Raw genomic sequence first — 14070 nt, forward strand, 5'->3', positions numbered from 1 at the left:
CCTGCACCGGGATGCCGGTACAGGGCCTTCCGTCATGTCGGGGTCAGGGCCAGGGGACCGTGGCCTGCAGAACGGCTTCCTGCAGCGCAGTCGTGCGGAGCTCCGTCACCTTCTGATACTCCGGATCGGCCACCATCTCGCTGAATGCCGTTCGCGACGGATAGCGGACAAGAAGCACCGCGTCCCAGCTCTGTCCGGTCTCCGCGACGAGCGGTGTCGAGCCGTCGCCCGCGAACAGGACCTCGCCCCCGTGGCGGGGGAGAAAGGTCTCGTCGAGCTCCCGCGCGTAGTCCGCGTACGAGTCCCGACCACCCTCCGCGAAGCGGAGGAGGTTGAGCATCACCACCGGTCCCCCGGGATCGTCTTCCAGGAAACGCTTCAGGTCTCTTCCACGAGGATCGATGGCCATGTCTCCAGTATGAGAGACACTCGCCGTCGGAACAGCCGAATCCCGGCGTCAGACCGGTGATGCCACGAGCAGCCGGACCGTCCCGATAGGGCCGTCGTCCTGCAGCCGACGCTTCGCGCGCTGGTACGCCACGCGCAGTCGCACGCTCGTCGTCAGATCCCCGAAGACGTCGGGTTGGGCCAGGAACGCACCGGGGCTGTCGTGGTCGGCACGCGCCAGTGCGCGGAGCTGATCCGCCGCCCGGTCGGGCAGCGCCACTCCCCCTTCGATGCATGCGCACCACGCCGCGAGCATCAGGGCTGCGTGATCGATCGACCGGTCGTCGCGCAGTCTGTCCCGCACGACGGGCAGGACGAACTTCGGGATGCGCGACGTCGCGTCGACCACCTGACGCGCCACCGTGTCCTGCACGGCCGGGCTGCCGAAGCGTGCGAGCAGATCGTCGATGTACGTGTCGAGGTCCACGCCGGGAACGAGTCCCACGGTGGGCGCCGCCTCGTGGCGCATGTAGGAGGCCACGAAGGCCCCGAGGTCGGGGTCGGCCATCACCTCGTGCACGAACGTCTTCCCGGCCAGCACACCGAGGTACCCGAGCATCTGATGGGAGGCGTTGAGGAGTCGGAGCTTCATCCGCTCGAACGGCACGACGTCCGTGACCACCTGGACGCCCACGTCCTCGAACGGTGGCCGCCCGTCGGAGAAGTCGTCCTCGAGAGCCCACTGCGCGAACGATTCGGACCGCACCGGCCAGGCGTCGTCGATGCCCGTCCTGCGGCGCACCGAGTCGATCACGGCCGGCGACGTCGCAGGGGTGATCCGGTCCACCATGGAGTTCGGGAACGCGACGGAGTCGTCGATCCAGTCGGCGAGCGCGCCGTCGTGGTGACGGGCGAACGACACCAGCGCGGCACGGGCCACGGCACCGTTTCCGACGATGTTGTCGCACGACATGACGGTGAACGGCGCGGTGCCCTCGTCGCGGCGACGGCGGAGTGCCACCGTGAGGAACCCGAGGACGCTGACCGGCGCGTCGAGAGACATCAGGTCGTGGCGCGTGGCGTCGTCCCGAGGATCGAAGGCACCGGTCGCGTCGTCGATGCCGTAGCCCGACTCGGTGATGGTGAGCGAGACGATGTGCGTGGTCGGTGCCGCGAGCGTCGCGACGACGAGATCCGGGTCGTCCGGCGCGTAGAGGTAGCGGGCGATGGACCCCACGATGCGGGTGTCCTTCGCGCCGTCCGGATGCACCGTGCTGAGGGTGTAGAGCTGGTCCTGGGCAGCGGCGGTGTCACGCGCCGCCGCGTCGGCGGGCATGACACCGACACCGCAGATCGCCCAGCCGAGGTGCCCCGCGGCGAGCAACCGGTCGACGTACATCGCCTCGTGCGCTCGATGGAAGGCGCCGACACCGATGTGGACGATGCCGCACACCAGGGTCGAGCCGTCCACTCGATGACGCGGAACCGTCACGCCCGCAGGCGGTGCGGTGAGGGCGTCCTGGATCGAGATGGTCACGGCAGCGGTGCCTTTCGAGTGGTACGACGTGGAACGCGGTGGCGCTCCCGTTCACCGGGATCGAGCCGGTGAGACAGAAGAGCGCCACCGCAGCTGGGGACGGCCGGTCAGCAGGCCGACTTGTACACGTACTGCGCGCCGTCGCCGTCGATCGTGTCCGCGGTGATGACGTGGAATCCGGTGGAGATGTCCTTCTCGGTGGGCTTGTCCTCGAGCGAGGCGACGGCCTGCTCGACGCCGTCGGTGCCGATGGTGGCCGGCTGCTGGGCGATGAGCGCCTGGACCGTTCCCTCGCGGAGCTGCTTCACCTGGGCGGGGCCGGCGTCGAAGCCGACGATCTTGACCTGCTCCTGCTTCCCGGTCTGGCGGACGCCGGTCGCGGTGCCCTCCGCGGCGAAGGTGTTGGTGGCGAAGACACCGACGATGTCGGGATCCTTGGCGATGGCGGCGGAGATCAGACGAGCGGCCTCGGCCGGATCGTTGTGGCTGTACTGCACTCCGAGGTACTGGAAGGCCGAGTTGCCCGCGGCCGCGTCCTCGAATCCCTTGACGCGGGCGTCGGTGGTGGAGACGCCGGGGTCGGTGGAGATGACGATGACCTTACCGCCGTTCGGGTTCAACCCCTCGATCGCGTTGAACGCCTCGGCGCCGCCGCCCTCGTTGTCCGACGAGATGGCCGACACGGCCTTCGACGGATCCTCGAGCGTCGTGTCGACGAGGACGACCTTGATTCCGGCCTGCGCGGCGGCGTCGAGCGGTGCCTGCATCGCGGACACGTCGGTGGGGGCGATGAGAATCGCGGCGGGACGAGAGGCGACGACCGAATCGACGATCGGCTTCTGCAGGGTCGGGTCGAACTTGGCGGGACCCTGGACGTCGACCGTGTAACCGGCGGCCTGAGCGGCGTCCTGGATGCCGCACTGCATGCTGATGTAGAACTCGTCGCCGCTGACGCCCTGGATGAACGCGAGCTTCTTCTCACCGCCGCCCGAGTCGGACGAACAGCCGGCGAGCACGAAGGTGGAGAGTGACGCGGCTGCCAGCGCAGCGGCGGCGACGGTCCGGGATGTACGCATGGGTGAGTGATCTTTCCGGTAGGCCGAGCGTGGTGAGTGGAGTGTGCGATGAGGCCGAGCGACGGTGGTACGTCAGGGGTTTCGAGCCCACAGTCGTTTCAGTGAAGACGTCGACGCCCCGCGGGTGGCGGCGGCTCGGCGGCGTTGATCGAAGTACACGGCGGCGATGAGCACGGCACCGACGGCGACCTGCTGCCAGAAGGGCTGCACACCGACGATGACGAAGCCGTTCTGGAGCACGGCGGGAATGAAGAGTCCGATGACGGTGCCGAACATGGTGCCCACACCGCCGAAGAGGCTGGTGCCGCCGATGACGACCGCGGCGATGACGTTGAGGTTGGTCTGCGACTGGCCGGCGATGGCCGTGGTGCCGTACTGCGAGAGCGACAGGATGCCCGCGAGACCGGCGAGCGTGCCGGACAGCGCGTAGACCTTGATCAGGTGCAGGTCGACCTTGATGCCGACGCGCCGGGCGGACTGCTCCTTGGACCCGACAGCGAAGGTGTGCAGGCCGAACCTTGTGCGGTGCAGCACGATACCGAACACGATGACGAACACCAGGGCGATGAAGGAGATGAGCGGGATGGTGGTCGCGGGCACGTTGCCGTAGCCGATCGTGTCGACCAGCACCGGCGGCACGTCGCGGATGTCGACACCACCGGTGATGACCTGGGCGAGACCCAGTGCGCCGCCGAGCGTACCCAGCGTCGCGATCAACGGAGGCACCTTCGCGATACCGATGAGGAACCCGTTGAGCAGCCCCCACGCCAGCCCGCAGGCGACGGCCACGAGGATGCCGATGACGGCCACACTCCAGCCCTCGCCGCCGACGGCCCGCATCACCTTCGCGGCGACGACGCCGGAGAAGACGAGGACAGAGCCGATGGAGAGATCGATACCGCTGGTGACGATGACGAACGTCATCCCGATGCCGAGGACGGCGAGGATCGAGACGTTCTGGATGATCTGCCGGATGTTGCCCCACTCGGGGAAACTGTTCGGCGCGAGAATCGAGAACAGGATGCTGATCGCCAGCAGCACGATGACGATCTGGAACACCTGGACACGGGCGAGGCCGGCGAGGCTGCTCCGCAGATCGAACGAGCTGCCGTTCGACGACGGTTCGGGGGCCGAGGATCCCGCTGATTTCGGCAAGGTCTGATTGCTCATCTCGCGGCTCCCACCGTCGCGCCGGTCATCGCGCCGACGAGTGCTTCCATGGTCGTGTTCTTGGCATCGAGCGTCGCGACGCGCTTGCCCAGGCGCAATACCTGGACGCGGTCGGCGACCTCCATGACGTGCGGCATCGAGTGGCTGATGAACACCACGGCGACGCCCTTGTCGGCCACTCGACGAATGGTGTCGAGCACGTTGCGGGTCTGGACCACGCCGAGTGCGGCGGTGGGTTCGTCGAGGAACACCACACCCTTGGCCCAGGCCACGGCGCGGGCGATGGCGATGGCCTGCTGCTGGCCACCGGACATGGCTCCGACCGGATCGGTGAGGCTGCGGACGGTGGCCCCCAGTTCGTCGAGCGCCGCACGCGACTGCGTGCGCATCTCGGCCGTGTTCAGGAAGCCGAGCTTGCCCAGCAGGCCCGCCGCGGGAATCTCGCGCCCCAGGAACATGTTCTGGGCCGCGTTGAGGTGCGGAGCGAGCGCCAGGTCCTGGAACACCGTCTCGATGCCCAGATCTGCTGCTGCGGTGGGGTTGTCCAGGTCGACGGTCACGCCGTCGTAGAGGATCTCGCCGGAGTCCAGCGCCAGGCTGCCGGACAGCGCCTTGACCATCGTCGACTTGCCGGCGCCGTTGTCGCCGATGAGTGCGACCACCTCGCCCGCGTAGATGTCGAAATCGGCGTCGTCGAGCGCGCGCACGTTCCCGAAGCTGCGGGAGAGCCCGCGTGCCTCGAGGACGGGCGTGGCGCCGTTGGGGTGGTTGCTCATGAGAGCTCCTCGGATGAGTCGGTGTCGCGTGATGAGTCGGTGTCGTGAGCGGGTGCGAGAAGCGGGTCGTTCGGCACCTCGATGATCAGGTCGGCGCGGCGGGCCACCGCGGCCACGATCTCCGCGTTGCGGAGGTCGACGTCGCGGGTCCACTGCTCGGCGTCCGCACGCGACTTGCCGTGGTGTCGGTGTCGGGCCACGAGTCGTTCCGCGCGCACCGTCGTCGGAACGTCGAGGTACCAGACCTCGTCGAGCTCCGAGCGCACCGCGTCCCACCCGCCGTCGTCGAGCAGGAGGTAATTGCCCTCGGTGATCACCATCGCGGTGTCGCGCTGCACGGGGACGGCGCCGGCGATCGCGGCCTCGATCGACCGCTCGAACCGCGGTGCGTAGATCGTCTCCGCCGTCTGGTTCCGCAGGCGGCGCAGGAGCGCGACGTATCCGTCGACGTCGAAGGTGTCGGGCGCACCCTTGCGTCCACGGCGCCCGAGCCGGATCAGCTCCTCGTCGGCGAGGTGGAACGCGTCCATCCCCACCAGCGTGGAGTCGGTACCGAGTTCCGCCTGAAGCAGTGCGCAGAAGGTCGACTTGCCCGCGCCCGGTGCACCGGTGACACCCAGCAGCCGGCGACCGCCGGATCCGTCGCGCAGCACGGACGCCAGGTGGCTCACCATCTCGGTGAGATCGGCCGGCGCGTAGCGCCGACGGTCCTCGCGGCCGTCCGGCGTGCCGGCGTCGTTCGAAGCTGCGTACATGTCCGTCCCTCGTCGAATCGCGGAACTCGATCGACCCGACCATCGTGGGGGCGGGTCGTCGTGCGGCCCGAGCCGCATCGCGATGCGGATCAGTGTGACCCACGCAACTCGCCGTGTCACGCGTTTCGCAAAAATTCATGTCACCGGTGACATGGGCGCCGATCGGTCGAGCCTCCCCCATTCGTGGAGGACACTCCCGAGAGAAGGATCAGCGCAGTTCAGCGATGTTTCTCGGCAATCGGGCGCAGAATTGCACACGGTGACGTACGGTCCGTGTCATCGATGTCATGGACCACCGCAACGGAGGTCATGACATCGATGACATCGCATCACCGCCACACCCACGACTCCCCAGAAGGCAGAACCGACATGTCGCAGAGTTCCCCGTCGAAGTTCAGCGGCCGCACGATCCTCGTCACCGGGGCCAGCGGCGGTATCGGCGCCGCCACAGTGCGGCGCCTCGTCGCCGACGGCGCCGACGTCATCGCGTCCGGACGGAACGAGGCCGCGCTCGCTGCTCTGCAGGAGGAGACCGGCGCACGTCCGCTGCCGTTCGACCTCACGTCGGAGGACAGCATCCGTGAGGCCCTGTCGGGCCTCAAGCTCTACGGCGTGGTCAACTGCGGCGGCTTCGGCGGCGAGATCGCCACCCCCCAGGACACCGACATCGACATCTTCGACAAGGTCATCTCCATCAACGCGCGCGGCAGCCTCCTCGTCATCAAGTACGCGGCTCCCGCGATGATCGCCGCCGGAGCCGGGGCCATCGTCAACGTCTCGAGCCAGGCATCGCTCGCAGCGCTCCCCGGACACATCTCGTACGGATCCTCGAAAGCGGCCCTGGACAACATCACTCGCGTCGCGGCACTGGAACTCGGGAAGCACGGCATCCGGGTCAACAGCGTCAATCCCACCGTCGTCATGACGGAGATGTCCGCCTTCTACTGGGGGCGCCCGGAGATCGAGGGCCCGTTCCTGTCGCAGATGCCGCTCGGTCGGTGGGCCACCGAGGCCGAGATCGCGGCCCCCATCGCGTTCCTGCTCAGCGACGACGCCTCGATGATCACCGGGGTGTCTCTTCCGGTCGACGGCGGGTACACCAGCCGCTGACCCGTCATACTGTCCCGGCACGTACGAAGAAGGTGGCCCGATGACCACGATGCAGGATGTCGCGACACTGGCCAACGTCAGCGCGAAGACGGTGTCCCGTGTCTACAACGACGATCCGCACGTCGATCCGGAGACTCGCGCTCGGGTCAACGCGGCGCTCGAATCGTTGAACTACGTTCCCAACACCATCGCGACGTCGTTCCGCGCCGGCCACACCGGTGCCATCGGGGTCGCCGTTCCGGACATCGACGATCCCTTCTTCGCGTCGATCGCGCGTGCGGTGGAGAACCGAGCCCGGCTGCACGACATGGCCGTCATCATGACCAGCCTCGGTCACGACGCGTCCCTCGAGAGCTCACTGGTGGAATCGCTCCTGCGCAGACAACTCAGCGGCCTGGTGATCGCGCCCATCGGTACCGATCACGCTTATCTCAAACGGTGGGCCGAGCGCACCCCCACCGTGTTCGTGGACCGCGCGCCCTCCGGGCTCACCGCCGACACGTTCGTCGACGACGATCACGGCGGTGCCTGGACGGCCACCACCCATCTTCTCGATCGGGGCCACCGCCGCATCGCTCTGGTCGGCGACGACATCTCCATCAGCACCGCGTTCAACCGCCTCTCCGGGTATCGAGATGCGCTGGAGAGCAACGGGATCGAGTACGACGACACGTTGGTCGTCACCGGAGTCCTCGGCCGCGATCAGGCACGGGAGGCGATGCGCACACTGCTCGACTCCTCCGCGCCGCCCACGGCGCTGTTCCTGTCCAACGCCCGCACCGCGATGGCGTGCGTGCCCGAACTGCAGAAGCGCGGAGCGACGCGCCCCGCGTACGTCGGCTTCGGCGACTTCCCGCTGGCCGACGCTCTGTGCCCGCCCGTCACCGTGATCGACCAGAACCCAGCCGAACTCGGGCTCCAAGCGATCGATCGCATTCTCGGACGCATCGAGAACCCGCGCCGGCGTTACCGCCGCCGTAACGTGCTCGGAGTCGAGCTGATCGAGAGGGAATCGTGCACGCTCCCCGACGGCGCCGCGTCACCGCAGTGACACGGTGACGCCTCCCTCGGCGAGGGTGACCGTCAGCTGATCCAGGGTGTCGACCTGCAGGTCCGCGTCCAGGTCGGCTCGGTCGTGCGTGCCTCCCACACCGATCACCGTGCAGCCCGCGGCCCGTGCCGACAGCACTCCGGCGGGCGCGTCCTCGACGACCAGGCAGCGGCTCGGATCGATCCCGAGCGTGCGCGCCGCGAGGAGATAGGGCTCCGGGTCCGGCTTGCCGTGTGCCACGTCCGCAGAGGTCACCATCGCGGTGGGTGCGGCCAGACCCGCCGCTGCGAGACGGGCGTGCGCCACGGGGGGTGCACCCGACGTCACGATCGCCACCCGCGAGGCGGGCAGTGCCGAGAACATCTCCAGCGCACCGGGGGTGGGGACCACGTCGGCCACGTCGCGGGTCTCCAGATCACCGAGCCGCAGCGCCGCTGCCGGCCCCTCCACGTCGCCGAGAAGCAGCGCCATCGACTCCGCCGCCGTCATTCCGTGCGCGATGTCCGCGACCGCGAATCCGTACTCGTCGCCGACCTGGGCCCAGCACCGCGCGACGGCCGCCGTGGAGTCGACGAGAGTGCCGTCGAGGTCGAACAGCATCGCGTCGAACGTCCGCCCGACGACACCACCCCGGTCCGCGGGCGGGGACACCAGTCCCAGCGCCCGGCGGACACGGAACAGTTGCTGCGCGGTGGTCAGAGACGCGTCGACGCGCAGATGTGGGACCGTGGGGCTCGAGTGCGGCGTGTCGGCGCGGTGGCGATCCCGGTCCAGACCGCGGTCCGCGCGGCGCCGGGCGAGCAACGCCTCGCTGCCGTCGACATGGACGACGACCACCGGCGCAGGGGCCACGGACTCGAGAAGAGCCGCCCACTCGTCACCACCCTGCAGTTCGCGGGTGAACGGCGCGACCATCACGGACCGCACGCCCACCGACGTCAGTTCTTCTGCGACGGAACGCATCACGGCATATCGACCGGCACGGATCAGGGGCGCCGCGTCGCCGGAGTCGTTCCAGTGTCCACTGCCCAGCAGCGGACTCAGCACGTCGAGCAGCGGCGCCGTCAGGGTGTCGAGGTCGAGCAACGGCGCTGCGAGATCACGGGCGACCGCTGCTCCGAGGGTCGACTTGCCACTGCCGGCGACCCCGGCGATCACCACGTGCGGGCCGCTGTTCCACGCGATCTCTTGACAGGAGGTGTGCACGATGACGATCATAGAAGACAACGTTGTCTCGCAGCAATGCCGGACCGTCACCCACCCTCGATCGAGAGTTCTCCCGTGACCCACCGCGCCAGCATCAAGGACGTCGCCGCACTGGCAGGCGTCAGCTTCAAGACTGTCTCGCGCGTGGTCAACGGTGTCGACACGGTGCTCCCCGAGCTGCGCGAGCGCGTCGAAGCGGCGGTGGCGGAACTGAACTACGTTCCCAACTCCGCCGCACGATCACTGAAGTCCGGATCCGGCACCACCATCGGCATCGTGGTCGACTCCATCGACGACATCTTCTTCGCCTCCCTGGTACGCGCGATCGAGGAGCGTGCGCTCGATCGCGGCATGGGAGTCATGGTCGGCAGCACCGGGTTCGATCCCGAGCGCGAACTGTCGCAACTCACCCGCCTCGCCGGTCAACACGTGCGCGGCATCGTGCTCGCCCCCGTCGGCGATCACTCGTCGTTCCTCACCCCGCGCCGCCACACCCTGCCGGTGGTGACCGTCGACCGCTCGATCCCGGGTTTCGACGCCGTCACCGTCGACGACTACTCGGCGGCTCGACGCGCCGTCCGGGTGCTGGTCGACGCGGGGCACCGGCGGATCGCCCTCGTCGGCCACGATGCGCGACTGCAGACGGCGCAACGTCGACGAGACGCGTACGTCGACGTCCTCACCGAGCACGGTCTCAGCGCCCCGGGCGACGGCATTCCCGAAGTGGCGCCGTCGCCGGACGCGGTGCGCCCGGTGGTGCTCGACCTGCTCGCCCTCCCTGAACCCCCCACGGCGCTGTTCGTCTCCAACGCCCGCCACGCCAGTGCCGTCGTGTCGGTCCTGCACGAGATCCACCGCACGGACGTGGCCATGGTGTCGTTCGGCAGCTTCGCTCTGGCCGACGCCGTCGATCCGCCCGTCACCTGCATCGACCAGAACCCGTACGAGATCGGAGCCGCGGCGTTCGACCGTCTGCTGCTGCGTTTCGACGATCCCACCCTCGACGCCGTGGCCGGCCTCGCCGACACGACTCTCGTCGAGCGCAGCTCGCATCTCGCTCCCCCGAATCGACAGTCCCCCAGCGCTGGAAAGCGGTACCGCCCGTGAGCATGTCCCTCGTCGCCGGTCTCGACCTCGGCAGCACCGGAATCAAGATCCTCGTCAGCGACTCCTCGGGTTCCGAGGTCCTGATCGAGCAACTCGCCACTCCCTGGACGCACGGGGCCGGCGGTACCACCGACATGGCGGCGGACGATCTCCTCGACACCGTGCGTCACCTGGTGGAGATCGTCGCGCGCCGACTGCCGGACGTCACCGGTGATCCGAACGCCCGGCTCGATGCCGTCGCCGTCTCGGGCATGGGCGAGACGGGCTTCCTCGTCGACGCAGGGCTGGAGGTCGTGGCGCCGTCGTTCGCGTGGTTCGACCCGCGCGGCGGGGAGCAGGTCGCCGCCCTGCCCGAGCCGCTGCGGGCCGCGTTCGCAGCGACCACGGGAATCCCTCTCGGGGTGCAGGTCTCGGTCGCGAAGATCCTGCATCTGCAGTCCGGCGGACTGGACCTCACCGGACTCCGATGGCTGGATCTGCCCGCGTTCGTCGTCGCCGCTCTCGGCGGACGGGCTGTCAGCGAGTACTCGCTGGCGTCGCGAACGGGGCTGCTCGACCAGGACACCGGCGCCCCCTGGCGGGACATGCTGGCGCACCTCGGTGTCGACGACACCTTCCTCCCGCCGCTCGTCGCTGCCGGCACCGCACTCGGATTCGCCTCGGCGCCATGGCTTCCCGAGCTCGTACGCGGGGCCGCCCTCACGGTCGCGGGCCACGACCACCTCGTGTCCGCGGTGTCCGGCGGCGACATCGCCGACGACACCTACCTCGTCTCGATGGGTACCGCGGAGGTGTTGTTGCGCGTCCTGGACACGCCACCGTCCGCGGCCAGTCGCGCGCGACTGGCCGAGCACCTGATCAACTCGGTCCGCCACGTCGTGCCCGGCAAGTACGTGCTGGTGGCCGGTGTGAAGTCGGGACTGCTCATGCGCCGCGCACTGCAGTTGTGCGACATCACCGATCGCGCCGGGCGGGACGGGCTGGACCAGCGCGTGCAGGCACTGCCGTCCGCGGGATCCGTCGCCGAGGGTGGTGTCACCGTCTCCGGTGCACGCAACGACGACGGTGTGCTCGCACTGACCATCCGGACCGACGGGGTGGACGCCGCCGAACTCTTCCGCGCCGTGCTGCTCCACGGGAACGACGAGGTGGCCCTGCTGGTCGCCGCGCTCGACCGTGAGGTCCCGCCCGCACGGCGCAGCATCCTCACCGGTGGCTGGGCGAGCATGGCCTGCGTCCGCGACGCCCGCGCCGCCGTCCTGCCCGACATCACCACCTCCGGCCGAACACAGGACACCGCCTACGGCGCAGCCCTGTTCGCCTCCAGACTGCTCGACTCGAGCGACCGAACCCCACCTCGCACCACCGACAGGAGCTCCGACATGAACGACCTCACCACACTGGAACGACGCGGCATGGCCGCCATCTCCACTGCGAACGGCAACATGCTGATCGTGGCCGGCGACCAGCGCAACGGCATGAAGGCCGTCATGAACGACGCCCCGGACGGTCCGGACTCCATCTCGAAGGATCAACTCGCCGATGCCAAGGGCGATCTCGTGAAGTACCTCGGCAACCACGCTCCCGCCATCCTGCTCGACCCGGAAGTGGCGCTCCCCCGCGTCGTCGACGAAGGCACGTTGTCGCGGGACACCGCGCTCGTGGTCGGGATGGACGCCTCGGGATTCGAGACCGTGGACGGCCTGAAGTTCACCCGCTTCGTCGACGGCGTCACCCCGCGCGTGGTGCGCGATCTGGGCGGCGATGTCGCGAAGATGTTGTGGTACATGCGCCCCGACCGTCAGACGGCGGACTCGCGGGTCGGCCAGGAGATCGCCGAACTGGTGAAGGCGTGCTCGGCCGAGGGTCTGCTGCTGATCGTCGAGATCCTCACGTACCGGCTCGAGGGCGAATCGGCCGTCGACTACGCGGAGCGCTTCCCGTCCCTCGTGGCCGAGTCCGCCCGCATCTCCGTCGAGTGCGGTGCCAAGGTGCTCAAGCTGCAGTACCCCGGATCGGCCGAAGCCTGTGCCGCCGTGACCGCCGCCGCGAACGGCGTGCCGTGGGCCGTCCTGTCCGCCGGTGTGGATCACGAGACGTTCATCGAGCAGGTGCGCACCGCCGTGGCGAACGGCGCCAGCGGCGCGATGGCGGGTCGCTCCCTCTGGAAGGACAGCATGGCCGTCTCGGCCGACACCCGCGAGCAGCTGCTGACGGACCGCGCGCTGCCGCGCCTGCGCGAGCTGGCCGAGGCCGTCGACAACCGCTGACCGACACGCGACACGCGATACCGGACCGTCGAGTCTGCCTATCATGACGGCATGACACGGTTCCGGTTCGCGGTCGCGTTCATCGCGGCGACAGCAGTGCTCGGTCTCGCCGGTTGCTCCGACAGCTCCGGTGACACACAGTTCGACGGGCTCACGGTCGGTCAACGCGTGTACGACCGCACCGGGGACTCGCTGGGTCCGGCCGACGTCGAGGCGCTGGAGCAGCGACTCGACGCGCTGCGCGCCGAGACCGGGGCCGACGTCGTCGCGTACGTCCGCGAGCTGGACGCCGACTCGGACGACACCCTCGATCAGGTGGAGGCACTGCAGCAGGCGTGGGTGTCGACGGCGGACGTCGATCAGGACGTCGCCGGTGCCATCCTGATCAACCGCGAGCCCGGTACCGACGACGAGGCTCGGGCCGGGATCTTCCTCGGTTCCACCTTCGACGACGGCAATGTTCCCCGCGACGAGCAGGAAGCGATCGTCGAGGACGCCCTGGTGCCGCCGCTGCGCGACGGTGACGTCGCGGGCAGTCTGACGAACGGCATCGACCGGCTCGAGTCCTCCATCCTGGTCGGGCCACCGGTGACGGCGCTCGACGAGTTCGCCGCCGGGCCGGGGTCGACATGGCTCCCGTGGACCGGTCTCGCCGTCGTGCTGGTCGGCTCCGCGGGCGCGGCGCAGATCTACCGTCGCCGTTCGCGGCCCACGGTGTCGGCGCAGCCTCCGACGACCTACCGACCCGATCACACCACCGATCCCGCGATCGTCACGGCTCTGGTCCATCGGAGCGCGCAGGCGAGTGCGGTGCCGGCCACGCTGCTGGCGCTCGCGGCGGCCGACGCAGTGGCTCTCGAGTCCGAGCCGGGTTCCGGGTCGAAGAAACGTGGCAAGGACACGCTCCGAGTCCGACTGCTCGACCGCGGCAAGGTACGCGGCGACGTGCAGGACGCCGTCTGGACCATGCTGTCCGAGAAGGCCGAGGGCGACGTGGTGGACAGCGCCGCGCTCACGACGCTCGCGCAGGGTCACGGCGCGACGAAGGCCGTCGTCGACGCGCACCTCGAGGCGAACGGGTGGGTGCGCCACGGCACGGCCGGACCACGCTGGGGTCTGGTCGGACTGGCACTTCTCGGCGGTGCAGTCATGGTGGGCGCAGGCGTGGTCGCTGCTTCCGGGGCCCCGATCATGCTGGTCGCCGCGATTCCCGGCGGGATCCTGCTGATCGCCGGCCTCGTCATGACGGTCGCCTACTCGCGATTCTCGGCTGCCGGTCTCGACACCGCTCGTCCCTGGGAGGCCTACCGTGACGGGTTGAAGCAGTCGGGAAAGGACGACGACTCCTCGCTCGATCTGGACCACGCACTGCCCGACATCGTCGCGCTGGGGCTCGGCTCCACGTTCACGAAGCGCCTCGAGGCGGCCACGGACGCGGACGGCGGAACGACGCTGCGTGCCTTCGCCTCACCGTCCGGATCACTGCACGCCTCGGACCCGGCACTGCTGAACTGGGTCGTCTTCTCCTCGGTGTTCACCTCGACCAACAGCAGCGCCGGCACGGTGTCCGGGGCCGGCGCGGGTGGCGGTGGCGGCGCTGCGGGGAGCACCTGAGACCATTCCGG

At 69.1% G+C, this 14070-nt stretch carries 12 protein-coding genes; 5 read left to right on the forward strand and 7 right to left on the reverse strand.

The genetic code is table 11. The features are described from left to right. Positions 1-43: 43 nt before the first annotated feature. The 6 genes from J4E04_RS21245 to J4E04_RS21270 all read right to left on the reverse strand — a co-directional run bounded on the left by J4E04_RS21245 (position 44) and on the right by J4E04_RS21270 (position 5701). Positions 44-409 carry a DUF1330 domain-containing protein gene (locus J4E04_RS21245; RefSeq protein ID WP_328810858.1) on the reverse strand — a complete coding sequence of 122 codons (366 nt, stop codon included), beginning with the start codon at positions 407-409 and terminating at the stop codon, positions 44-46. 48 nt (positions 410-457) lie between these two features. Further along, positions 458-1924 (reverse strand): mannitol dehydrogenase family protein, encoded by a 1467-nt coding sequence (locus J4E04_RS21250; RefSeq protein WP_285187064.1) that lies wholly within the window; start codon positions 1922-1924, stop codon positions 458-460. Positions 1925-2031: 107 nt separating this feature from the next. Continuing rightward, complete coding sequence (locus tag J4E04_RS21255; protein ID WP_056443334.1) at positions 2032-3000, reverse strand: ABC transporter substrate-binding protein; 969 nt, start codon at positions 2998-3000, stop codon at positions 2032-2034. A 72-nt stretch (positions 3001-3072) separates the two neighbouring features. Continuing rightward, positions 3073-4170, reverse strand: a complete 1098-nt coding sequence (locus J4E04_RS21260; RefSeq protein WP_027506673.1) for an ABC transporter permease — start codon at positions 4168-4170, stop codon at positions 3073-3075. Then, positions 4167-4946 carry an ATP-binding cassette domain-containing protein gene (locus J4E04_RS21265; RefSeq protein WP_490149573.1) on the reverse strand — a complete coding sequence of 260 codons (780 nt, stop codon included), beginning with the start codon at positions 4944-4946 and terminating at the stop codon, positions 4167-4169. Before J4E04_RS21265 ends, J4E04_RS21260 begins: the two co-directional genes overlap by 4 nt. Beyond that, a complete protein-coding gene (locus J4E04_RS21270; protein ID WP_490149574.1) occupies positions 4943-5701 on the reverse strand; it encodes a nucleoside/nucleotide kinase family protein in 759 nt (252 codons plus the stop codon). The genes J4E04_RS21265 and J4E04_RS21270 overlap by 4 nt, the downstream gene beginning before the upstream one ends. Positions 5702-6070: 369 nt before the next feature. Here J4E04_RS21270 and J4E04_RS21275 point away from each other — a divergent pair, with 369 nt between their 5' ends. After that, entirely contained in the window at positions 6071-6811 is a 741-nt protein-coding gene (locus J4E04_RS21275; RefSeq protein ID WP_490149575.1) for an SDR family oxidoreductase, read from the forward strand. Between the two features lie 40 nt (positions 6812-6851). Beyond that, complete coding sequence (locus tag J4E04_RS21280) at positions 6852-7862, forward strand: LacI family DNA-binding transcriptional regulator (protein ID WP_027506670.1); 1011 nt, start codon at positions 6852-6854, stop codon at positions 7860-7862. On the opposite strand, the gene J4E04_RS21285 is transcribed toward J4E04_RS21280, so the two are convergent. Then, positions 7851-9068: an HAD-IA family hydrolase gene (locus tag J4E04_RS21285; RefSeq protein WP_490149576.1), complete on the reverse strand. Its 1218-nt coding sequence runs from the start codon at positions 9066-9068 to the stop codon at positions 7851-7853. The genes J4E04_RS21280 and J4E04_RS21285 overlap by 12 nt on opposite strands. Before the next feature lie 75 nt (positions 9069-9143). Between J4E04_RS21285 and J4E04_RS21290 the strand changes: the two genes are divergently transcribed. From J4E04_RS21290 to J4E04_RS21300, 3 genes are read left to right on the forward strand one after another with little or no spacing between them, the layout of a single operon-like run. Then, complete coding sequence (locus J4E04_RS21290) at positions 9144-10175, forward strand: LacI family DNA-binding transcriptional regulator (protein ID WP_490149577.1); 1032 nt, start codon at positions 9144-9146, stop codon at positions 10173-10175. A 2-nt stretch (positions 10176-10177) separates the two neighbouring features. After that, positions 10178-12445, forward strand: coding sequence for an FGGY family carbohydrate kinase (locus J4E04_RS21295; RefSeq protein ID WP_490150591.1), 2268 nt, complete (start codon positions 10178-10180; stop codon positions 12443-12445). Between the two features lie 51 nt (positions 12446-12496). Continuing rightward, on the forward strand, positions 12497-14059 hold the full coding sequence (locus tag J4E04_RS21300; RefSeq protein WP_490149578.1) for a DUF2207 family protein: 1563 nt from the start codon (positions 12497-12499) through the stop codon (positions 14057-14059). The last annotated feature ends 11 nt before the right edge of the window (positions 14060-14070 follow it).

This window comes from Rhodococcus sp. NFXS4, assembly GCF_058139645.1.